Annotated in this window: 2 protein-coding genes and 3 pseudogenes; all 5 read left to right on the top strand. The window is 71.6% G+C overall.

Features of this window, described 5'->3' with window-relative positions; genetic code table 11:
* Positions 1–24: 24 nt before the first annotated feature.
* Positions 25–261: pseudogene (locus tag A6P39_RS45665) on the top strand (acyltransferase domain-containing protein); the annotation flags it as partial.
* Between the two features lie 72 nt (positions 262–333).
* Positions 334–9,486 (top strand): SDR family NAD(P)-dependent oxidoreductase, encoded by a 9,153-nt coding sequence (locus A6P39_RS39385; protein ID WP_443053083.1) that lies wholly within the window; start codon positions 334–336, stop codon positions 9,484–9,486.
* Between the two features lie 87 nt (positions 9,487–9,573).
* Positions 9,574–12,003, top strand: a pseudogene (locus A6P39_RS39380) (type I polyketide synthase); the annotation flags it as partial.
* A gap of 169 nt (positions 12,004–12,172) precedes the next feature.
* Positions 12,173–12,559: pseudogene (locus A6P39_RS45660) on the top strand (polyketide synthase dehydratase domain-containing protein); the annotation flags it as partial.
* A 42-nt stretch (positions 12,560–12,601) separates the two neighbouring features.
* Positions 12,602–25,939, top strand: a complete 13,338-nt coding sequence (locus A6P39_RS39375) for a type I polyketide synthase (protein WP_331454179.1) — start codon at positions 12,602–12,604, stop codon at positions 25,937–25,939.
* Positions 25,940–25,964 lie beyond the last annotated feature (25 nt).

The raw sequence follows: 25,964 nt of genomic DNA, 5'->3' as shown, positions 1-25,964 counted from the left end.
ACCCTCCTCAACCTCCTCGCACCCATCACCCCCCAACCCACCACCACCCCCTTCTACTCCACCGTCACCACCCAACCCACCGACGGCACCCACCTCACCCCCACCTACTGGTACAACAACTGCCGCAACCCCGTCCAATTCACCGACACCCTCCACACACTCACCACCCACGGACACACCCACTACCTCGAAATCAGCCCCCACCCCGTCCTCCTGCCCGCCATCAACGAAACCCACCCCACCGCCACCACCACCCCCACCCTCCGCCGCCACCACGGCACCCTCACCCACCTCCACACCAACCTCGCCCACGCCTGGACCCACGGCCTCCCCATCAACTGGACCCCCGACACCACCACACCACCCCACCCCCACCAACCCGACCTCCCCACCTACCCCTTCCAACGCCAACGCTACTGGCTCACCGAGCCCGCCACGGCCAACAACCCCACCGCTTACGGTCTTCACCCCGCGGAACACCCGCTGCTCACCGCCGCACTCCACAACGCAGAGACGAACCAGCTGACCCTCACGGGCCGCATCGCCCCTCGCACCCACGCCTGGCTCACCGACCACACGGCACACGGGACTCCACTGCTCCCGGGTACCGCCTTCACCGAACTCGCCCTCCACGCGGGTGCGGAGGTGGGCTGCCCGACCGTCGCGGAACTGACGCTGCACGCGCCTCTCCCGTTGACCGCGCCCGTGCGGTTCCAGCTCGTCGTGGGCGCGCCCGCTGAAGGCGGAGAGCGCACGGTGCAGATCTACTCCCGGCCGGAGGACGCAGCCGACATAGACGCTCCGTGGACCCACCACGCCACGGGCACCGTCTCCGCCGAGGGGCACGGTGAGCCGTCGGCGGACCTCACGGCCTGGCCGCCTCGTGGTGCGGAGCCGCTCATGGTGAACCGTTTCTACGCGGACGCGGCCGTCACCGGATACGAGTACGGGCCCGTCTTCCAGGGGCTCGAAAAGGCCTGGCGGCTGGGCGACGAGGTCTACGCGGACGTCCGGCTGTCCGAGGAGCAGGCGGAGGAGGCGGGCCGGTACGCGATCCATCCGGCGCTCTTCGACGCGGCCCTGCACACCGCGCTGGTGGACTCCGTGGGCGGTACGGCTCCGGTTCGGTTGCCGTTCGTCTGGTCCGGTGTGCGGGTGCACGCGGTCGGTGCCACGTCGCTGCGTGTACGGGCCACACGTACCGGCGCGGACTCCGTGTCGCTGGCTCTGGCCGACCCCGCCGGCCGGCCGGTCGCGACCGTCGAGTCCCTGACGCTGCTGCCGGTCTCGCCCGAGCAGCTGCGCGGAGCGAACGCGACACGCCACGACGACCTGTACCGGATCGATTGGACCGAGCCGACCGCAGCCGCGGACGTCGCCTCAACCCCCCTCGGCGTTCAGGAGACTTGGGCCGTCATCGACGCGGACGGCTGGGACACGGGCCACGGGCACGACCTCGGCCTCGGGCCCGCCGTCCGCCGCTACCCGGATCTCACCCGGCTGAACGCCGCGCTCGACGCGGGCGAACCGGTGCCGGACGCGGTACTCCTGCCCGTCGTACCGGACACCGGCGGCGATCGGGTCGCCGGCGCGGCCCACGCCACCGTCGCGCGCGTCCTCGGCGTCGTACAGGACTGGCTGGCCTCGGACCGCACGGCGTCGTCGCGTCTGGTCGTCGTGACCCGTGACGCCGTGTCCGCGGGCGAGGACGGCGGGCGCGTCGATCTCGCGTCCGCGCCGGTGTGGGGGCTGCTGCGGTCGGCGCAGGCCGAGAACCCGGGACGGTTCGCGCTCGTCGACGTGGAGTCCGGCGCGGGCTCGGTCGTGAACGCGGTGGCGGCCGTGCTCGGTACGGACGAGCCCCAGGTGGCCGTGCGCGGGGACGAGGTCCGGGTCCCGCGACTGCGCCGGGCGGGGGCGGATACGACCTCCGGCGGGTCCGGCGTGTCCTGGCCCGATGCCGGCACCGTGCTCATCACGGGCGGCACCGGGTCGCTGGGCGGCCTGGTGGCCCGTCACCTGGTCGCCGTGCACGGCGTACGCCGTCTGCTGCTCACCAGTCGCCGGGGCACCGGTGCTCCAGGCGCCGCCGCGCTGATCGCGGAACTCGGCGAACTGGGCGCGGAGGTATCCGTGGTGGCCTGTGACGCGGCGGACCGGGACGAACTGGCCCGCGTACTGGCCGGGATCCCACGGGAGCACCCGCTGACCGGTGTCGTGCACGCGGCGGGCGTCCTGGACGACGGGGTGGTCGCGGCGCTCACTTCGGAGCGTCTGGAGCAAGTGATGCGGCCCAAGGTCGACGCGGCCGTGAACCTGCACGAACTGACACGGGGGGCGGACCTCTCCGCGTTCGTGCTCTTCTCCTCCATCGCGGGCGTCTTCGGCAACCCCGGCCAGGCCAACTACGCCGCGGCCAACGCCTTCCTGGACGCGCTCGCCGAGCGGCGACGTGCAGAGGGGCTGGCCGGGGTGTCGCTGGCGTGGGGTCTGTGGGCGGAGAGCAGTGGCATGACGGGCCACCTTTCTGCGGACGACCTGACGTGGATGGCACGCTCCGGGGTCCGCCCGCTGCCGTCCGACACGGGCCTGAGTCTCCTCGACCGGGCCACCGCGGACTCGGCGGACGGCCTGCTCGTGCCGGTGGCGCTGGACAGCGCCGTGCTGCGCGAACGAGCCGGCTCCGGTCTGCTCCCTCACCTCTTCCACGGTCTCGTCCGTACGCCGGTACGACGGGCCTCCCGTGCCGGCGCGGACTCCGACGGCACCGCGCTCACCGCCCGTCTGGCCCAGCTCACCGAGGCCGAGCGCGACGAGGAGCTGCTGGCTCTGGTGCGCGGCCATGTCGCGGCCGTGCTCGGGCACCGCTCGCCGCAGACCATCGACGCCGAGCGGGCGTTCAAGGAACTCGGCTTCGACTCGCTCACCGCGGTCGAGCTGCGCAATCGGCTCGCCGCCGCGACCGGGGTGCGTCTGCCGGCCACGCTCGTCTTCGACCACCCGACGCTCACCTCGGTCGTGCGCCGGCTGCGCTCCGCGGTCCTGGGCACCGCTCCGGCCGGCGTGGACCGGCCGCGGCCGGTCACGAGCACCGCGGCCGACGGCGAGCCGATCGCGATCGTCGGCATGGCCTGCCGCTACCCGGGCGGCGTGCACTCGCCGGAGGACCTGTGGCGGATGGTGGCCGAGGGCCGGGACGTGATCGACGGCTTCCCGACGGACCGCGGCTGGGACCTGGACGAACTCTACGATCCGCACTCCAGCCGACCGGGCAGCTCGTACGCCCGTGAGGGCGGATTCCTCTACGACGCGGGGCATTTCGATCCCGGCTTCTTCGGCATCTCGCCGCGCGAGGCCCTCGCCATGGACCCGCAGCAGCGGCTGCTCCTGGAGACCTCCTGGGAGGTGTTCGAGCGGGCGGGCCTGGACCCCACGGGCCTCAAGGGCAGCCGTACCGGTGTCTTCGCCGGTCTCATGCACCACGACTACACGGGCCCCGGAAACCGGCTCCCCGAAGGCGTCGAGGGCTACGCCCTCACCGGAACGCAGGGCAGCGTGGTCTCGGGCCGCATCGCCTACGTCTACGGTCTGGAAGGCCCTGCGGTCACGGTCGACACGGCCTGCTCCTCGTCCCTCGTCGCCCTGCACCTCGCCTGCCAGGCCCTGCGCAACGACGAGTGCGACCTGGCGCTCGCGGGCGGCGTCGCGGTCATGGCGACGCCCGGTGTCTTCATCGAGTTCAGCAGGCAGCGGGGGCTCGCGGCGGACGGCCGCTGCAAGTCCTTCGCGGCGGCGGCCGACGGCACGGGCTGGTCGGAGGGTGTGGGACTGCTGCTGGTGGAGCGCCTGTCCGACGCCCACCGCAACGGACACCGGGTCCTCGCCTTAGTCCGCGGCTCCGCCGTCAACCAGGACGGCGCCAGCAACGGCCTCACCGCACCCAACGGGCCCTCCCAGCAGCGCGTCATCCGCCAGGCCCTCGCCAACGCCCGCCTCGCACCGAGGGATGTGGACGCGGTCGAGGCCCACGGTACGGGGACCACGCTCGGCGACCCGATCGAGGCCCAGGCACTGCTGGCCACGTATGGGCAGGAGCGGGCGCAGGACCGCCCGCTCTGGCTGGGCTCGGTGAAGTCGAACATGGGACACGCGCAGGCCGCGGCCGGTGTGGCCGGTGTGATCAAGATGGTCATGGCGATGCGCCACGGGCTGCTGCCCCGCACCCTGCACGTGGACGAGCCCACCCCGCACGTCGACTGGAACGCGGGCGCCGTATCCCTGCTCACCGAGAACACCAGCTGGCCGCAGACGGGGCGCCCGCACCGGGCCGGCGTCTCCTCCTTCGGCATCAGCGGCACGAACGCCCACGTCATCCTCGAGGCGGCCGCGCCGGTCCCGGACGAGCCCGGCGAGGATGCTGCCGGTGCCGCGCCGTGGGTGATCTCTGGCCGGTCGCGCACGGCCGTGCGTGCTCAGGCGGAGCGGCTCGCCTCGTACGTACGGGAACGGGACGACCTGCGCGCCGCTGCGGTGAGCACCGCCCTGCGCACGACGCGGGCTGCGCTGGAGCACCGGGCTGTGGTGTTCGGCGCTGAGCGGGAGCAGTTGCTGGAGGGGCTGGACCTGCTGGCGAGCGGGGCGGACAGCGCCCAGGTCGTCTGCGGGAGTGTGCGGTCTGGGCGGGTGGCGTTCATGTTCACCGGACAGGGATCCCAACGACCCGGCATGGGACGGGAGCTGTACGACACCGAACCCGTCTTCGCCGCCGCACTGGACGAGACCTTCCACGCCCTGGACCCACACCTGCCACGCCCCCTGCGCGACATACTCTTCGGCGACGACGCAGAACTGCTGCAGCAGACACAGTACGCACAACCCGCCCTCTTCGCCCTCGAAACCGCCCTGTACCAGCTCGTCACCCACACCTACGGCCTGCGACCCGACTACCTCCTCGGCCACTCCATCGGCGAACTCACCGCCGCCCACGCAGCCGGCGTCATGACCCTGCCCGACGCAGCCCGCCTGGTCACCGCCCGCGGACGACTCATGCAAACCGCCCCCACCGGCGGAACCATGATCGCCATCCAGGCCACCGAAACCGAAATCACCGAACACCTCCTCCCCGGCGTGGCCATCGCCGCCCTCAACTCACCCGACACCACCGTCATCTCAGGCGACACGCACGCCACACAAGCCATCGTTGATCACTTCCGTGACCTCGGCCGCAAAACCAGCCACCTCAACGTCTCCCACGCCTTCCACTCCCCCCACATGGAACCCATCCTCGACGAATTCCGGCACATCGCCGCCACCATCGACTACCAACCCCCCCACACCCCCGTCATCTCCAACACCACCGGACACACCGCCGACCACCTCACCTCCCCCGACTACTGGACCCACCACATCCGCAAACCCGTCCGCTTCACCGACAGCCTCCACCACCTCACCCAACACGGCGTCACCACACTCCTCGAACTCGGCCCCGACACCACCCTCACCACCCTCGCCCGCACCACCCTCGACGACGTACTCGCCGTCTCCACCCTCCGAAAGGACCGCCCCGAACCGGAGGCCCTCAGCTCCGCCGTCGCCGAACTCTGGACCCACGGCACCCACGTCACCTGGCCCGGGGCCACCGGCCGCCCGGTCGACCTGCCCACCTACGCCTTCGACCACCAGCACTACTGGCTCCCGCCGGCATCCGGTGCCAGCGGTGACGCCGCGGGGCTGGGGCTCGGGGCGACCAACCATCCCGTGCTCGGCGCGGAGTCCGTGCTGGCGGAGTCCGGGCAGCATCTGTTCACCGGTCGGGTGTCCCTGCGGACGCATCCCTGGCTGGCCGACCACACAGTGGCCGAGACGGTACTACTCCCGGGCACGGTGTTCGTGGAGGCCGCGCTGCGTGCTGGTGACGGGGTCGGCTGCACGCGGATCGAGGAACTCACACTGGAGACACCGCTCGTCCTGCCCCGACACGGCGCGGTGCAGCTCCAACTGCTCGTCGGCGCGCCGGATGCCGACGGAAGCCGTGCCCTCCAGGTGTACGCGCGCGCCGAGAACGACGGCGAGCGTGACTCGGCGTGGATCCGGCATGCGAGCGGTTCCCTGTCCGGGGACGACTCATCCGAGCCTGCCGGCCTGTCCGCCTGGCCTCCCGCGGGCGCGGTGCCCATGGCGGTCGAGGCCTTCTACGACGGGCCCGGCAAGGGGTACGGCCCCGCGTTCCGCGGGCTGCGCGCCGCCTGGCGTCTGGGCGACGACATCTACGCGGAACTGGCCGTTCCCGATGAGCTTGGTCACGTCGGCCGCCAGCAGGGCGAGTTCGGCATACACCCTGCGTTGCTGGACATGGCCCTGCACGCCGTCCTCCTGGACGGCACGGACACACTGTCGTCGCCCCGGCTGCCGTTCTCCTGGAGCGATGTGAGCCTCCATGCGACCGGGGCGACGCAGCTGCGGGTGCACATCTCCCCTTCGGGCGACGATGTGTTCTCCGTGGCGGCGGCGGACACGGCCGGGCGACCGGTCGCGTCGATCGGTTCGCTCGTCCTGCGTCCGGTCTCCGACGAGCAGCTCCATGCGGCCGTCAGTGCCAAGGCCGACTCCGGCGCCCTGTTCCGTGTCGGCTGGTCTCCGCTGCCTGCCGCCGAGCGGGGTACGGCGGACGTCGTGGGCGACTGGGCCGTGGTGGCGTCGGATTCCTCGGAACTTGCGTCCGCCTTCCGTGACTTGAGCGAATCCGTGCGCCACTACTGCGACCTGGCGGCGCTCCGTGCGGCAATCATCGACGGTGAGAGGGCGCCTGACGTGGTGCTGTTGCCCTACGACTCCCCGCACCCGGTGGACAGCGACGGTCTGGCCGCCACCGTCCACCGGGCCACCGCTCGGGCGCTCGCCGATGTACAGGCCTGGCTGGCGGACGAGGCGCTGCAGGACGCTCGCCTGGTCGTAGTGACCAACCGCGCCGTAGCGACGCGCACCGGCGAGGACGTCGGCGATCTGACGCACGCCGCCGTGTGGGGCCTGCTCCGGTCGGCGCAGTCCGAGCACCCGGAGCGCCTCCGGCTGCTGGACATCGACGACGACGCGGCATCGTATGCCGCCCTGCCCTCGGCCATCGCTGCAGACGAGTCCCAACTCGCCCTGCGAGAAGGACGCTTGCTCACCTCTCGGCTGCTTCGACGGGACGGTGACGACGAGTTGGACCCGCCGTCCGGTGTCCCCGCCTGGCGGCTGGGCACCACGAGCCCCGGCACGCTCGACGGTCTGGAACTGCTGCCCTGCCCCGAGGTTCTCGACCCTCTTGGTGCGGGCCAGGTGAGGGTGTCCGTGCGGGCGGCCGGGCTCAACTTCCGTGACGTCCTGATGGCGCTCGGCATGTATCCGGGTGAGCTGTCCCTCGGGAGTGAGGGGGCAGGGGTCATCACCGAGGTCGGGCCGCAGGCGGGGGACTTCCGGGTGGGCGACCGAGTCATGGGGATGCTTCCGCTGTCCTTCGGGACGGTCTGCGCCGCGGATCAGCGGATGCTCGTACGGATTCCGGAGGGGTGGTCGTTCGAGCAGGCGGCTGCCGTGCCCGCGGTGTTCCTGACGGCGTACTACGGGTTGCGTGACCTGGCCGGTCTGCGGGCCGGGGAGTCCGTGCTCGTCCATGCCGCGGCCGGCGGTGTCGGCATGGCCGCCGTGCAACTCGCCCGTCTGTGGGGCGCCGAGGTCCACGGCACCGCCGCCCCCGCCAAATGGGACACCCTGCGCGCCCTGGGACTGGACGACGACCACGTCGCTTCCTCCCGCACCCTCGACTTCCGCGAGCAGTTCGGCGAGGTCGACGTCGTCCTCAACTCCCTCGCCGGCGAGTACGTGGACGCCTCTCTTCAACTCCTGGCAGAGGGTGGCCGGTTCATCGAGATGGGCAAGACCGACGTCCGAAGCGTCCCCGGTATGGCCTATCGGGCCTTCGACCTCATGGAGGCCGGGCCTGAACGCCTCGGGGAGATCCTCCGGGAGGTTGTCCGGCTCCTGGAGGAGGGTGTGCTGCAGCACCTTCCGCTCGACGTGCGGGACATCCGGCGCGCCCCGGAGACCTTCCGGCACATGAGCCAGGCCCGCCACACCGGCAAGATCGTCCTGCGCATACCCCAGCCCCTCAACCCCGACGGCACCGTCCTCATCACCGGCGGCACCGGCACCCTCGGCGCCCTCACCGCACACCACCTCGCCACCCAGGGCACCCGCCACCTCCTGCTCACCAGCCGCCAGGGCATGCAGGCCGGCGGCGCGGCGGAACTCGCCGACGAACTCCGTGGCCTCGGCGCCGACATCACGATCGCCACCTGCGACACCGCCGACCGCGCCGCGCTGGCCCGCCTCCTCGACCAGATCCCCGCCGACCGCCCCCTCACCGCCGTCATCCACTGCGCCGGCGTTCTCGACGACGGACTGCTCACCACCCTCACCGCCGAACGACTCGACGCCGTCCTGCGTCCCAAGGTCGACGCGGCCCTCCACCTCCACGACCTCACCCGCCACCTCGGCCTGTCCGCCTTCGTCCTCTTCTCCTCCGTCGCGGGCGTGGTCGGCAACCCGGGCCAGGCCAATTACGCCGCGGCGAACACCTTCCTCGATGCCCTGGCCCACCACCGCCGCGCCCAAGGCCTCCCCGCCACCAGCCTCGCCTGGGGACAGTGGGAGCAGGCCAGCGGCATGACCGGAGAGTTGTCGCAGGCCGATCTCGCCCGGCTGTCCCGGGCCGGCATCCGCCCCATGCCGACCGAGCAGGCCCTGGCGCTCCTCGACGCCGGCACCGGAGCCGAGGCCCTGCTCGTACCCGCCCGCCTGGACCTGAAGGCGCTGCGCGAGAGGGAGGCGGAGGGAGCGCTTCCGGCCGTGCTGCGGGACCTCGTACGACCGGCGGGGCCCGCGCGGCGTACGGCGGCAACGATCGGGGCCGCGGCCGAGGGACCCTCGTTCACAGAGCGGTTGAGGGGCTTGAACGAGGCCGAACAGCGCGCGGCGGTACTGGAGTTGGTGCGATCCCATGTCGCGGCGGTGCTCGGGCATGCCTCGCCGGCCTCGGTGGACCCACTCAGTTCGTTCAAGGAGATCGGCTTCGACTCTCTCTCCGCGGTCGAACTGCGCAACCGGCTGGGCGCCGCGGCGGGGCACCGCCTGCCCTCGACGCTCATTTTCGACTTCCCGACCTCGCAGGCCCTGGCCGGTCATCTGCTGGAGACGCTGGCTCCGGCCGGTTCCCCACATCCCGTTTCCCTGCTGGGGGAAATCGACCGGCTGGAGTCCGCGCTCGCCACGGCCGTGGCCGGCGGACAGGACGGGGGCACGATCACCAGCCGCCTGGAACTGCTCCTGGCGAAATGGAAGGAAACACAGAACTCCGCTGCGCAGACCAGTGTCACGGACCGGCTCCAGGCGGCGACGCCGGACGAGGTCCTCGATTTCATCGACAACGAACTCGGGGTCTCCTGAACGCGGGATACCGCCGTCCGCGGCTTGCTCATGGGAGGAGCACGTCACATGGCTAACCAGGACAAGTTGGTCGACTACCTGAAGCGGGTCGCCGCCGACCTCCACGAGACGCGGCAGCGGTTGCGCGCGGTCGAGGAGAAGGACCAGGAGCCGATCGCCATCGTCGGCATGGCCTGCCGGTTCCCCGGCGGCGCCGACACCCCGGAACGCCTGTGGGAGCTGGTCGCGGAGGGCCGTGACGCCATCACCGGATTCCCCACGGACCGGGGCTGGGATCTCGACGCGCTCTACGACCCCGACCCGGACCGCTCCGGCACGACGTACACCCGGTCCGGCGGATTCCTCCCCGATGCGGCGGAATTCGACCCCGCACCCTTCGGCATATCCCCACGCGAAGCCCTTGCGATGGATCCGCAGCAGCGCCTGATGCTGGAGGTTTCCTGGGAGGCACTCGAACGCGCGGGAATCGCACCGGATTCACTCAGGGGCAGCGACACGGGTGTCTATGTCGGCGCCGGAAACCTCGGTTATCTGGTGGGAATGCAACAGGCCCGGCAGGGGGTGGAAGGGCATGCGCTGACCGGAAACATCGGCAGCATCATCTCCGGCCGGATCTCCTACACCTTCGGGCTCGAAGGACCCGCGGTCACCGTCGACACCGCCTGCTCCTCCTCACTGGTGGCGCTGCACTCCGCCGTTCAGGCGCTGCGCAACGGCGAGTGCTCGCTCGCGCTGGCGGGCGGTGTGACGATCATGCCCAACCCGGTGGAGTTCGTGGAGTTCAGCCGGCAGCGGGTGTTGTCGCCGGACGGCCGCTGCAAGGCGTTCGGCGCGACCGCCGACGGCACGGGGTTCTCCGAGGGCGTGGGTGTGCTGCTCGTCGAGCGGCTGTCGGACGCCCAGCGCCATGGGCACCGGGTCCTGGCCGTCGTACGCGGCTCCGCCGTCAACCAGGACGGGGCGAGCAACGGCCTCACCGCCCCGAACGGACCGTCGCAGCAGCGGGTGATACGGCAGGCCCTCGCCAACGCCCGGTTGGCGCCGAACGACATCGACGCGGTGGAGGCCCACGGCACCGGGACCGCACTGGGCGATCCGATCGAGGCGCAGGCGCTGCTGGCGACCTACGGTCAGGAACGGGAACAGGACCGGCCCCTGTGGCTGGGCTCGGTGAAGTCCAACATCGGCCACACCCAGGCCGCCGCGGGCATGGCCGGGATCATCAAGATGGTCATGGCGATGCGGCACGGGCTCCTGCCCCCCACCCTGCACGTGGCCGAGCCCTCGTCCCACATCGACTGGTCGTCCGGCACGGTCGCCCTGCTCACGGAATCCGTCGAATGGCAGCCGGGTGACCGGCCCCGGCGGGCCGCCGTCTCCTCCTTCGGCATCAGCGGTACGAACTCCCATGTCATCCTGGAACAGGCGCCGAGCGAGGAATCATCGCCCGACGTGTCGGCGGGATCAAGCAGTGGGCCCATTTCCTGGGTTCTGTCGGGCAAGACGGCGCAGGCCTTGCGCGCCCAGGCCGCGCAGCTCAGCGCCTTCGTCGAGTCGCATCCCCAACTCGACCTGCATGAGGTCGGGTTCTCCCTCGCGTCCACGCGATCGGCCCTGGAGCACCGGGCTGTCGTGCTGTCCGAGGGCCGTGAGGATGTGCTGGAGGGGCTTCAGGCGCTCGCGACGGGGCAACCCTCCGCCCACCTCGTCACGGGCACCGCCGAACACCGCGGCAAGACCGTGTTCGTCTTCCCCGGACAGGGCAGCCAATGGACCGGCATGGGACGCGAACTCCTCGACACCTCACCCGTGTTCGCCAAAAAGATCGCCGACTGCGAAACCGCACTCACCCCCTACGTCACCTGGTCACTCACCAACGCCCTACGCCAAACCGACGACGCACCCCCACTCGACCGCATCGAAATCCTCCAACCCGTCCTCTTCGCCGTCATGGTCTCCCTCGCCACCCTCTGGCAGCACCACGGCATCCAACCCGACGCCGTCACCGGCCACTCCCAAGGCGAAATCGCCGCCGCCCACATCGCCGGAGCCCTCACCCTCGACGACGCCACCCGCATCATCGTCCTGCGCTCCCAACTCTTCGCCGACCACCTCACCGGCCACGGCGCCATCGCCACCCTCAACCTCCCCGCCCACCAAGTCCAACCCCACCTCACCACCTACCACGGCCGCCTCACCATCGCCGGCACCAACAGCCCCACCACCTGCACCATCGCCGGCCCCGAACCCGACCTCCACACCCTCCTCGACTGGGCCCACACCCAAAACGCCCGCGCCCGCATCATCCCCACCACCGTCGCCTCCCACAGCCCCCAAATAGACCCCCTCCACAACACCCTCCTCAACCTCCTCGCACCCATCACCCCCCAACCCACCACCACCCCCTTCTACTCCACCGTCACCACCCAACCCACCCCCGGCACCCACCTCACCCCCACCTACTGGTACAACAACTGCCGCAACCCCGTCCAATTCACCGACACCCTCCACACACTCACCACCCACGGACACACCCACTACCTCGAAATCAGCCCCCACCCCGTCCTCCTCCCGCCATCAACGAAACCCACCCCACCGCCACCACCACCCCACCCTCCGCCGCCACCACGGCACCCTCACCCACCTCCACACCAACCTCGCCCACGCCTGGACCCACGGCCTCCCCATCAACTGGACCCCCGACACCACCACACCACCCCACCCCCACCAACCCGACCTCCCCACCTACCCCTTCCAACGCCAACGCTACTGGCTCACCGAGCTGGCTGCTTCCAACGACCCCACCGCGCATGGTCTGCACGCCACTCATCACCCCCTGCTGACGGCCGCGATCCAGGACGCGGAGACGGGCCGGCTCCTCCTGACCGGGCGTCTCACCGCACATGCGCACCCATGGCTGGCGCACCACTCCGCGCACGGGACCTCGCTCCTGCCCGGGACCGCCTTCACCGAACTGGCCCTCCATGCGGCGCAGTACACGTCCGCCCCGCACATCCAGGAGCTGACGCTCGAGGCTCCTCTCGCCCTCGACGCGCAGATCCCGACGCAGCTGCAGATCACGGTCGCCCCGGACGGTCCGGCGGGGCAGATCACCGTGCAGATCCACTCGCGCCCGGAGAACCCGCACGCGCCCACCACGCCCTGGCGGCTCCATGCGACGGCGACGCTCGTCGCCGAAGCCCCGGGCACCGCCGTGCCCATGGTGAGCCGGCCGCCCGCGGACGCGCGGCTCCTGGACACCGAGCGGTTCTACGAGGAGGCCGAGCGCGCCGGTTACGGGTACGGTCCGGCGTTCCAGGGACTGCGGAGGGCCTGGCGGCTCGGCTCCGATCTGTATGCCGACGTCGTACTGCCCCGCGACCAGCACGAGGAGGCCGAGGGTTACGGTCTCCACCCCGCGCTCTTCGACGCCGCGCTGCACGCTCTGCTCCTCGACGCGCCAGGTGGTGACACGACGGTCCGGCTGCCGTTCGTCTGGTCAGGCGTCACTTTGCACGCCGCCTCCGCGACGGAGCTGAAGGTGCGGATCTCCCCGGTGGGCGAGGGCGACTTCGCGCTCGTGGCCACGGACGGTGCCGGCAGTCCGGTCGTCACGGTCGACCGGCTCACCGTGCTTCCGGTCACCGAGGAGCAGGTACGCGCAAGTGCCCGTCCGGCCGGGGACGAGAACCTCTACCAGGTCGACTGGGTCGCCCTCCGCGCAGCGAACTCCCCAGCGGACACGTTCCGTTGGGGTGATGCCGGTGCCGAGGCCACGGAGCCCGTCACGGCCTCGTACTCCACCGTCGGTTCGCTCCTCGAGGCCTTGGACTCCGGAGCAGAGGCCCCGGATCTCGTCCTCCTGCGCTGCGGTGACAGCAGTGGCGGTCCGCTGCCGGAGGAGGTCCGTGAGGAGACGTCCGTGCTGCTGGGTGCCGTGCAGTCCTGGCTCGGCGACGGGCGGCTCGACGCGGCGCGTCTGGTCGTGGTCACCCGTGGCGCGGTGGCCGCGCTGCCCGATGAGGACGTCGACAACCTCGCCCAGGCCGCGCTGTGGGGTCTGATGCGCTCCGCGCAGTCCGAGAACCCGGGGCGGTTCCTGCTGCTCGACACCGACACGGCCGAGGTCCCCGAGGAGGCGGTACGCCGTCTGGCGGCCTCCGGGGTCGACCAGGCAGCGCTGCGCGACGGCGCCCTGCTGACGCCCCAGCTGGTGCGGGCGTCCGTACCGTCGTTGCCGGGACCGCAGCAGTCGCCGGAAGGCGCCCCGGAGGCCCGGCCCGTGTTCTCGTCCGAGGGGACCGTGCTGATCACGGGTGGCACCGGCACGCTGGGCGGGCTCGTGGCCCGGCACCTCGTCGTGGAACACGGTGTACGGCATCTGCTGCTCCTGAGCCGCCAGGGAGCGGACGGCACGGGTGCCGGGGAGCTGGCCGCGGAACTCGACTCGCTGGGCGCCCGGGTGTCCTTCGCCGCGTGCGACGCGTCGGACCGTGCGACGCTGGCCGGGGTGCTCGCGGACATTCCCGCGGGGCATCCGCTGACCGCGGTGGTGCATGCGGCCGGCGCGTTGAGCGACGCCACCGTGGCGGCCCTCGCGCCGGAACACGTGGACCGGGTGCTGCGGCCCAAGGCGGACGCGGCCGTGCACCTCGACGAACTGACCCGGGACCTGGACCTGTCGGCGTTCGTGCTCTTCTCGTCCGCGGCCGGTGTGCTCGGCAACGCCGGGCAGGGGAACTACGCCGCCGCCAACGCCTTCCTCGACGCGCTCGCCGAGCGGCGCCGGGCGCGGGGGCTGCCCGCCGTGTCGATCGCCTGGGGCCTTTGGGCACCGTCCAGCGCCATGCGAGCGCACCTCGGCGAGCACGACGAGGCCCGGATCGCGGCGTCCGGTGTGCTGCCCATGCCCGCGGAGCAAGGTCTCGCGCTGCTGGACGCCGCGCTGCGCGCCGACCGTCCCGCACTGGTGGCCGCGCGGCTGGATCCGGCGGTGCTGCGTCGCCGGGCGCAGGACGGCATGCTGCCCGGCGTGCTGCGCGGGATCGTACGCGTGCCGGTACGGCGTGCCGCCGCGGCCGGCACGGACGACGAGGGCTCCGCGCTGCTCCAGCGCCTCTCGGGCCTTCCGGAGGCGGAGCAGGAACGGGAGTTGTTCTCGCTGGTCCGGGGCGAGGCGGCAGCCGTCCTCGGACACCCCGACCCCTCCTCGCTCGACGCGTCCCAGCCGTTCAAGACGCTCGGCTTCGACTCGCTCACCGCGGTGCAGCTGCGCAACCGCCTCGGCGCGGCGACCGGCCTCAGGCTCCCCGCCGGCCTGGTCTTCGACCACCCCTCGCTGACCGCGGTCGCCCGTCATCTGCGCACCGAACTCACCGGAGCCGCGAGGGCGGCCACGGCACCCGTGCCGGTCGTCGCGGCCGCCGCCGACGAGCCGATCGCGATCGTCGGCATGGCCTGCCGTTTCCCCGGCGGCGTCCGCTCACCGGAAGACCTCTGGCGCCTGGTCACGGAGGACGGTGACGCGGTCTCCGCGTTTCCCGCCGACCGTGGCTGGGACCTGGAGGGCCTCTACGACCCGGACCCGGACCGCCCGGGCACGTCGTACGCCCGCGAGGGCGGGTTCCTCTACGACGCCGCCGACTTCGACGCCGGATTCTTCGGCATCTCCCCGCGCGAGGCCCTCTCGATGGACCCGCAGCAGCGGCTGCTCCTGGAGACGTCCTGGGAGGTCTTCGAACGGGCGGGCATCGATCCGACGACACTCAAGGGCAGCCGGACCGGCGTCTTCGCCGGAGCGATGTACCAGGAGTACGCCTCGAACATCGCGTCCGAGAGCGTCGAGGGACACTACCTGAGCGGTACCTCCTCCAGCGTCGTCTCGGGCCGCGTCTCCTACACGTTCGGCCTCGAGGGACCGGCCGTCACCATCGACACCGCCTGCTCCTCCTCACTGGTCGCCCTGCACCTGGCCGCCCAGGCGCTGCGCAACGGCGAGTGCGAGCTGGCGCTGGCCGGTGGTGTGGCGGTGATGACCACGCCGGTGCTGTTCACCGAGTTCAGCCGGCAGCGCGGGCTTGCCCCGGACAGCCGCTGCAAGCCCTTCGCGGCGGCCGCGGACGGCACGGCCTGGTCCGAGGGCGTGGGCGTGCTGCTCGTCGAGCGTCTGTCGGCCGCCCGGCGCAACGGACACCGGGTCCTGGCCGTCGTACGCGGCTCCGCGGTCAACCAGGACGGCGCCAGCAACGGCCTGACCGCACCCAACGGCCCCTCCCAGCAGCGCGTCATCCGCCAGGCGCTCGCCAACGCCCGCCTCGCGCCCGGCGACATCGACGCGGTCGAGGCACACGGCACCGGTACGACGCTCGGCGACCCGATCGAGGCCGACGCCCTGCTGGCTGCCTACGGACAGGACCGTCCTGAGGACCGGCCGCTGTGGCTGGGCTCGGTGAAGTCCAACATCGGCCACACCCAGGCCGCCGCCGGCATGGCCGGGATCATCAAGACGGTCATGGCGATGCGCCACGGGCTGCTGCCCCGCACCCTGCACGTGGACGAGCCCACCCCGCACGTCGACTGGTCCTCCGGAGCCGTCTCGCTCCTGACCGAACCGGTCGCCTGGCCGGCGTCGGACCGCCCGCGCCGCGCCGGTGTCTCCTCCTTCGGCGCCAGCGGCACCAACGCGCACGTGATCCTGGAGCAGGCGCCGCTCACCGCCGAACCGGCGGAGGAAGCACTGTCCGACGGCACGGCCGACGTCGTCCCCTGGGTCCTCTCCGGCCGGACTGCTGACGCCCTGCGCGACCAGGCCGTCCGGCTGCGTGCCTTCGCGGAGTCCGACGAGGCTGCGGACCTGAGCCCGGCCGCCGTCGCGACCGCCCTCGCCGCCGGCCGGGCCGCGTTCACGCACCGCGCCGTCGTCGTGGCCGCCGACCGCCCGGACTTCAGCGACGCCCTCACCGCCCTCGCCGAGGGAACGTCCCATCCCGGCGTCGTCCAGGCCACGGCGCTGGACGTGGCCCGCACGGTGTTCGTGTTTCCGGGGCAGGGCTCGCAGTGGGCCGGCATGGGCCGCGAACTCCTCGACACCTCACCCGTGTTCGCAGCCCGCATCACCGCATGCGAGACCGCTCTCGCACCCCACGTCGACTGGTCCCTCACCGACGTACTGCGCGGCAACGACAACGCCCCCGGCCTCGACCGCGTCGACGTCGTCCAACCCGCACTCTTCGCCGTCATGATCTCCCTCGCCGCCCTCTGGCAGCACCACGGCATCCAACCCGACGCCGTCATCGGCCACTCCCAAGGCGAAATCGCCGCCGCCCACATCGCCGGAGCCCTCACCCTCGACGACGCCGCACGCATCGTCGCCCTCCGCTCCCAAGCACTCCTGCCGCTCGCCGGCAAAGGCGGCATGACCTCCCTCGCCCTCACCCACGACCAAGCCCTGGACCTCATACAACCCTGGGGCCAAGACCTCTCCATCGCCTCCGTCAACGGACCCCACTCCACCGTCGTCTCCGGCACCCCCCAAGCCCTCGACCAACTCCACACCACCTGCGAACAACACGGCATCCGCGCCCGCCGCATCCCCGTCGACTACGCCTCCCACTCCCCCCAAGTCGAAACCATCCACACCCAAGTCCTCACCGCCGCCCACGACATCAACCCCCAACCCACCACCATCCCCCTCTACTCCACCGTCACCACCCAACCCATCGACGGCACCACACTCAACGCCCACTACTGGTACACCAACCTCCGCCACACCGTCCGCTTCGAAGAGACGATTCGTGTTCTTCTCGGCGACGGCCACAACGCGTTCGTCGAGGCCACCGCGCACCCGGTGCTCACCATGGCCGTCGAGGAGACTGCCGGCGCCGTGGAACGCGAGGCCGTGGTCGTCGGGACGCTTCGGCGGGACGAGGGCGGGCTGGAGCGGTTCCGTGCGTCGCTCGCCATGGCATGGGTGCGCGGAGTGGGGGTCGACTGGATCGGGATGCTCGGCGGGCGTCCCGCGCGGCACATCGATCTGCCCACGTATGCGTTCCAGCGGGAGCGCTACTGGCTGGAGCCCACGAGCCGGGCGTCCGGCGATGCGTCCGTACTGGGTCTGGAGGGTGCCGGTCACCCCTTGCTCGGTGCGGCCGTGCGTCTGGCGACCGAGGACGGTGCCCTGCTGACCGGGCGGCTGTCCCGGGAGGCGCTGCCGTGGCTCACGGATCACGCGGTGGCCGGCACGGTCCTGCTGCCCGGTGCGGCCTTTGTCGAGCTGGCGCTGCGGGCCGGGGACGAGGTCGGCTGCGACCTGGTCGAGGAACTCACACTCGAATCCCCGCTCGTCCTGCCCGAGCGCGGGGCCGTACGACTCCAGCTGGCCCTGGGCACTCCCGACGGGCAGGGCCGACGTGAACTGGGCGTGTACGCACGGCCGGAGGACGACGGTGACGACGTCCTGTGGACGCGGCACGCAAGTGCCGTGCTCGCCGTCACGGAGGGATCCGGCCGGGACGGCGGCCTTGCCTCCGTGGCCTCCGACACCTCTTTCACCACGGATTCCGACGCGACCTCCGACGCGGCCTGGCCGCCCGCCGGCGCCGAGGCCCTCTCCGTGACCGGCTTCTACGCGGAGGCCGCGGACGCCGGCTACGGGTACGGCCCGGCGTTCCAGGGCCTGCAGGCCGCCTGGCGGCTCGGCGAGGACCTCTTCGCCGAGGTCGCGCTGCCGGAGCTGATGCGGGAGGACGCCTCCGCGTACGGCCTCCACCCCGCGCTGCTGGACGCGGCCCTGCACGCCGCACTGCTCGGCCAGGTGGGTGCGGGCGCGCAGGTGCGGCTGCCGTTCATGTGGAGCGGGGTCACACTGGACGCGGTAGGCGCGGGCGCGCTCCGCGTCCGGATCTCGCCGACCGGTGACGATTCCCTGACCGTGTCGCTGGCCGACACCACCGGACGGCCGGTCGCCTCCGTACGGGCCCTGGTGTCGCGTCCGCTCTCCGCCGCGCAGCTTCGGCAGAGTCCGGGCAACGCCCTGGAATCTCTCTACCGCGTCACATGGGTCCGTGTCCCGGCCGCCGCCGATGGCTCGGCAGAACCCGTTCCGCTGAGCCACGTGCTGGACGGCTCGGCCGCTGTGCCTGACGCTGTCCTCCTGTCCTGTGTCGACTCCTGTGTCGACGCCGGTGCCGACTCGGCGGGCATCGCGGCGGGCGTGCGCCGTGCCGCGTACGACCTGCTGCACTCGGTGCAGGCCTGGCTCGGTGACGAGCGGTTCGAGTCCTCGCGCCTGATCGTGCTCACCCGGGGCGCGGTGGCCGCGTTGCCCGGCGACGAGGTGAGTGACCTGGTGTCGGCTCCGCTGTGGGGGCTGATCCGCTCCGCGCAGGCGGAGAACCCGGGGCGGTTCGTCCTGGTCGACAGCGATGGTGGCGAGACGTCCGCCGCCGTGCTCAACGCGGCTGCTGCGGGCGACGAGGCGCAACTCGCCGTCCGGGACGGCGTCTTGTTCGCTCCTCGTCTCGTGCGGGGCACGGCGGCCGGTGCGCTCGCCCTCCCGGAAGAGGGCTCCGGCTGGCGGTTGGACACGCACAGTTCGGGCACGTTGGAAGGCCTGGCGCTGCTTCAGACCGACGCGGCCACAGAGCCGTTGGAACCGGGCCGGATACGTGTCGCGGTGCGCGCCGCGGGCCTCAACTTCCGTGATGTGCTGATCGCTCTCGGCATGTATCCGGGCGAGGCGACGATGGGCAGCGAAGGTGCCGGGATCGTCACCGAAGTAGGGCCTGGCGCCACCGGGTTCACGCGGGGCGACCGGGTCATGGGGTTGATCCCCGAGTCCTTCGGTGCGGTTGCGGTCGTCGATCACCGTACCGTCGTACGGATCCCGGAGGGGTGGTCGTTCGAGCAGGCCGCTGCCGTGCCCGTCGCCTTCCTGACGGCGTACTACGGGTTGCGTGACCTGGCCGGTCTGCGGGCCGCGGAGTCCGTGCTCGTCCATGCCGCGGCCGGCGGTGTCGGCATGGCCGCCGTGCAACTCGCCCGTCTGTGGGGCGCCGAGGTCTACGGCACCGCCGCCCCCGCCAAATGGGACACCCTGCGCGCCCTGGGCCTGGACGACGACCACATCGCTTCCTCCCGCACCCTCGACTTCCGCGAGCAGTTCGGCGAGGTCGACGTCGTCCTCAACTCCCTCACCGGCGAATACATCGACGCCTCCCTCGAACTCCTGGCGGCAGACGGCCGGTTCATCGAGATGGGCAAGACCGACATCCGCGAGCTGCCCGGAGTGTCCTACCAGGCGTTCGTGTTGGCCGAGGCTGGTCCGGAGCGGATCGGCGAGATGCTGGGTGAGGTCGTCAGGCTCCTGGAGGAGGGGGCACTCGAGCATCTGCCGCTCGACGTGCGGGACATCCGGCGTGCCCCGGAGACCTTCCGGCACATGAGCCAGGCCCGCCACACCGGCAAGATCGTCCTGCGCATACCCCAGCCCCTCAACCCCGACGGCACCGTCCTCATCACCGGCGGCACCGGCACCCTCGGCGCCCTCACCGCACACCACCTCGCCACCCACGGCACCCGCCACCTGCTCCTCACCAGCCGCCAGGGCCCACACGCCCCGGGCGCCACCGACCTCGTCGACAAACTGAGGAACCTCGGAGCACAGGTCACCATCGCCACCTGCGACACCGCCGACCGCACCGCCCTGACCCACCTCCTCGACCAGATCCCCACCGACCACCCCCTCACCGCCGTCATCCACTGCGCCGGCACCCTCGACGACGGCACCGTCCCGGCGCTGACGCCCGACCGTTTCGAGGGTGTCCTGCGCCCCAAGGTGGACGCGGCCCTCCACCTCCACGACCTCACCCGCCACCTCGACCTGTCCGCCTTCGTGCTCTACTCCTCCGCCGCCGGCGTCCTCGGCGGCCCCGGCCAGGCGAACTACGCGACCGCCAATACCTTCCTGGACGCCCTCGCCCAGCACCGCCGCGCCCAAGGCCTCCCCGCCACCAGCCTCGCCTGGGGACACTGGGAGCAGGCCAGCGCAATGACGGGGCACCTGGACCGGACGGATCTGGCGCGCATCGGCCGCACGGGCCTGCTGCCGATGTCCCCGGAGTACGGGCTGGCCCTGTTCGACGCGGCGCTGCGGGAGGACGAGGCCCTTCTGGTTCCCGTACGGCTCGACGCGGGGGCGTTGCGCGAGCAGCACGCGGGCGGAGTGCTGCCGTCGGTGTTCCGCGAGCTGGTGCGGGTTCCTGCACGGCGTACGGCCGCGGCGCAGGGCACGGCGGAGACCTCGGCACTCGTCCAGAGGCTGGCGGGCCGCTCCACCGCAGAGCAGACCGCCCTCCTCCTCGACCTCGTCCGCACCAACATCGCCACCGTCCTCGGCCACACCACCCCCGACACCATCAACCCCGACCAACCCTTCAAAGACCTCGGCTTCGACTCCCTCACCAGCGTCGAACTCCGCAACCGACTCACCACCGCCACCGGACTCAAACTCCCCGCCACCCTCACCTTCGACCACCCCACCCCCAACGCCCTCACCCACCACCTCCACCAACAAACCACCGGCACACACAACAGCACGACCACCACAACACCCACAACCACCACCACAACCGACGAACCCATCGCCATCATCGGCATGGCCTGCCGCTTCCCCGGCGGGATCGACTCGCCCGACGACCTGTGGCAGTGCGTCCTCGAAGGCCGTGACGTCGTCTCCGAGTTCCCCGTCGACCGCGGCTGGGACCTGGAGGGCCTGTACGACCCGGACCCGGAACGGCCGGGCACGTCGTACACCCGCTCCGGCGCGTTCCTCTACGACGCCGCCGACTTCGACGCGCAGCTCTTCGGCATCTCGCCGCGCGAGGCCCTCGCCATGGACCCCCAGCAGCGGCTGCTGCTGGAGGCCTCGTGGGAGGTGCTCGAACGGGCGGGCATCAACCCCCGGAGCGTGCACGGCAGTCAGACCGGCGTCTTCGTCGGCGCGGTCAACACGGGATACGGTACGGGGTTGCAGCGGACACCCGAGGACATCGAGGGCTACCTGGGGACGGGCACGTCCTCGAGCGTCGCCTCGGGGCGCGTGGCGTACACCTTCGGTCTCGAGGGGCCCGCGGTCACGGTCGACACCGCCTGCTCGTCGTCCCTGGTGGCACTCCATCTCGCCGCCCAGGCGCTGCGCAACGGCGAGTGCACGATGGCGCTCGCGAGCGGTGTCGCGGTCATGGCGACGCCTCTTGAATTCGTGGAGTTCAGCAGGCAGCGGGTGCTGTCGCCGGACGGTCGCTGCAAGGCGTTCGCGGCCTCGGCCGACGGCACCGGATTCTCCGAAGGCGTGGGCGTGCTTCTGGTGGAGCGGCTGTCCGACGCGCGACGCAACGGGCACCGGGTCCTCGCCGTCGTACGCGGCTCCGCCGTCAACCAGGACGGTGCCAGCAACGGCCTCACCGCACCCAACGGACCGTCGCAGCAACGCGTGATACGGCAGTCCCTCGCCAACGCCCGGCTCTGCGGTGCGGACGTGGACGCCGTCGAGGCCCACGGCACCGGGACCGCACTGGGCGACCCGATCGAAGCGCAGGCACTCCTCGCCACCTACGGCCAGGAACGGGAACAGGACCGGCCGCTGTGGCTGGGCTCGGTGAAGTCCAACATCGGCCACACCCAGGCCGCCGCGGGCATGGCCGGGATCATCAAGATGGTCATGGCGATGCGGCACGGGCTGCTGCCCCGCACCCTGCACGTGGACGAGCCCTCTCCGCACATCGACTGGTCCTCCGGCACGGTCACCCTGCTCACGGAACCGGTCGACTGGCCCGGCGCGGGGGATCGCCCGCGTCGAGCCGCTGTCTCCTCCTTCGGTATCAGCGGCACCAACGCCCACGTCATCCTCGAACACACTGCGGACGACACAGAGTTGCCGCCCACCGACGCCTCCGTGCCTGCCTTGCTGCTGTCCGGCAACACCGCCGAAGCGCTGCGGGCCCAGGCCCACCGGCTCCACGCTCACCTCGAAGGGAACCCCGACGTGCCGGTATCGGAGGTGGCTTCGTCGCTCGCCGTATCCCGCGCCGCACTCGACCATCGGGGGGCGATCCTGGCCCTGGACCGCGAGGGCGTGCTGGACGGGCTTCAGGCGCTCGCCGCGGGAGAGCCGGGGGCGGGCGTGGTCACGGGCACCGCCGAACACCGCGGCAAGACCGTGTTCGTCTTCCCCGGACAAGGCAGCCAATGGACCGGCATGGGACGCGAACTCCTCGACACCTCACCCATATTCGCCAACAAAATCGCCGACTGCGAAACCGCACTCACCCCCTACGTCACCTGGTCACTCACCAACGCCCTACGCCAAACCGACGACGCACCCCCACTCGACCGCATCGAAATCCTCCAACCCGTCCTCTTCGCCGTCATGGTCTCCCTCGCCACCCTCTGGCAGCACCACGGCATCCAACCCGACGCCGTCACCGGCCACTCCCAAGGCGAAATCGCCGCCGCCCACATCGCCGGAGCCCTCACCCTCGACGACGCCACCCGCATCATCGTCCTGCGCTCCCAACTCTTCGCCGACCACCTCACCGGCCACGGCGCCATCGCCACCCTCAACCTCCCCGCCCACCAAGTCCAACCCCACCTCACCACCTACCACGGCCGCCTCACCATCGCCGGCACCAACAGCCCCACCACCTGCACCATCGCCGGCCCCGAACCCGACCTCCACACCCTCCTCAACTGGGCCCACACCCAAAACGCCCGCGCCCGCATCATCCCCACCACCGTCGCCTCCCACAGCCCCCAGATCGACCCCCTCCACGACACCCTGCTAGACCTCCTCGCACCCATCACCCCCCAACCCACCACCATCCCCTTCTACTCCACCGTCACCACCCAACCCACCCCCGGCACCCACCTCACCCCCACCTACTGGTACGACAACTGCCGCAACCCCGTCCAATTCACCGACACCCTCCACACACTCACCACCCACGGCCACACCCACTACCTCGAAATCAGCCCCCACCCCGTCCTCCTCCCCGCCATCAACGAAACCCACCCCACCGCCACCACCACCCCCACCCTCCGCCGCCACCACGGCACCCTCACCCACCTCCACACCAACCTCGCCCACGCCTGGACCCACGGCCTCCCCATCAACTGGACCCCCGACACCACAACACCACCCCACCCCCACCAACCCGACCTCCCCACCTACCCCTTCCAACGCCAGCGCTACTGGCTGGAATCGGCGCCAGCGGCGCTCCCGGAGAGCCCTGCCGACGATACGGACGCGCGCTTCTGGGACGCGGTGGAGCGGGAGGACCTTGAGGCGCTGTCCGAGGCGCTGAGTCTGAACGGCAATGGTGAGGCCCTGTCGTGGAGTGCGGTGCTGCCCTCGCTGTCGAGCTGGCGACGGCGGCAGAAGGAGTACTCGGCACTCGACAGCTGGCGTTACCGGATCTCCTGGCGCAGGGTCACCGTCCCCAACCTGCCTGCTCTGAGCGGCGATTGGCTGCTGGTGGTGGGGGCGGAGTCGGCTGACAGTTCGTGGAGCCGGATCGTCGGCCGGGTCATGGCCTCGCGTGGCGCCCGGGTGAGCGTGCTGACCGTCGAGACCGAACAGCTCGACCGGGACATGTTGGCCGGACGTCTGCGCGAGCACCTCTCCGAGGGGGCTCGGCCGGCCGGGATCCTGTCCCTGCTCGCGCCGGGGGCCGGTACCGCGGAGTCGGACCGCCCCGCCGTACCCCGGGCCCTCGCGGCGACCATCGCCCTGGTGCAGGCGCTGGGTGACGCGGGTGTCGACGCGCCGTTGTGGTGTGTGACGAGCGGGGCGGTGTCCGTGTCCGGTACGGAGCACTCCGTACCCGAGCAGGCGGCGGTGGCCGGTCTGGGCCGGGTCGTCGCGCTGGAACAGCCGCTTCGCTGGGGCGGGTTGATCGATCTGCCCGGGCAGCTGGACGGTGTGGACGAGCAGGTGGCCACCCGATTGGCGGGAGTCCTCGCCGAGCACGGTGCGGAGGATCAGCTCGCGTTGCGGTCGTCCGGTGTGTTCGGGCGCCGGCTGGTGCGCGCCCCCCTGGGTGACGGCGCGCCGGTGCGGTCCTGGAAGCCGCGGGGCACCGTTCTCGTCACCGGAGGCACCGGAGGCGTGGGAGGCCGGGTCGCCCGGTGGCTGGCCGGCGCCGGTGCGGAGCATCTGCTGCTGGTCAGCCGGAGCGGCGCCGAGGCTCCTGGTGCGGCCCGTCTCTGCACGGAATTGGGTGAGTTGGGGGCGCGGGTGACCCTCGTGGCGTGTAATGTGGCGGATCGTGCCGCGCTGGAGCGGCTGTTGTCCTCGGTGCCCGCCGAGTACCCGGTGACGGCGGTGGTGCACGCCGCGGGTGTGCCGCAGCAGAGCTTGGTGGACGAGGTGACGCCCGCCGAGGTGGCGGAGATCCTCTCCGCGAAGGTGCTGGGTGCCCGGCACCTGGACGACCTGCTGGCCGCCACCCCGCTCGACGCCTTCGTGCTGTTCTCGTCGAACGCGGGGGTGTGGGGCAGTGGCGGCCACGGCGCCTACGCGGCCGCCAACGCCTACCTGGACGCGCTCGCCGAACAGCGCCGGGCGAACGGGCTCACGACGACGTCGATCGCCTGGGGGGCCTGGGCCGCGGGCGGCATGATGGCCGCCGAGGGCGCGGCGGAGTACATGGGCCGGCGCGGAGTGCTCGACATGCCGCCGGAGCGGGCCGTCGCCGCACTCGTGGCCGCGGTCGAGCAGGACGAGACGTTCGTGGCCGTCGCCAAGATGGACTGGGCACGCTTCGTCGTCGGCTTCACGTCGGTACGGCCCAGCCCGCTGATCGGCGAGATCCCGGAGGCGCGCCGCGCGCTCGCCGAGCTGACCGCGGAAGCGGACGGGAGCGCGGACGCGTCCACACTGGCGCGGGAGCTGGCCGACATGGGCGAGGAGGACCGGCGGGCCGCCCTGGTGGAACTGGTGCGGTCGCATGCCGCGGCCGTGCTCGGTCACACGGGCGGTGCGGCGGTCGACACGAACCGCGCCTTCAAGGAACTCGGCTTCGACTCGCTCACCGCGGTCCAGCTCCGCAACCGCCTCAACGCGGCCACGGGGCTGCGGGTACCGGCGACGCTCGTGTTCGACCACCCCACTCCGGCCGCGGTCGCCGGATATCTGGAAGCCCGGCTCCTGCCCGGCGCCGCGGGTGCCGCGCTGCCGGTCCTGGAGGAGATCGACCGGCTGGACGCGTCACTCTTCGACGTTTCGGCGGACGGCGAACTACTGCTCGCCGTGCAGAACCGGCTCCAGGAACTCCTGTGGAAGCTCGCGGACAAGTCCGCGGCACAGAGCGAAGAGGCCGCATCCGAGGGGGACTTCGCCTCGGCCACGGCCGACGACATGTTCGATCTCATCGACCGGGACCTCGGGCTGTCCTGATCGGGACCGCCTTGTCCTGACCGCC

The organism is Streptomyces sp. FXJ1.172, assembly GCF_001636945.3.
GTDB lineage: Bacteria > Actinomycetota > Actinomycetes > Streptomycetales > Streptomycetaceae > Streptomyces.
This window is presented reverse-complemented; position numbering and strand designations above follow the sequence as displayed.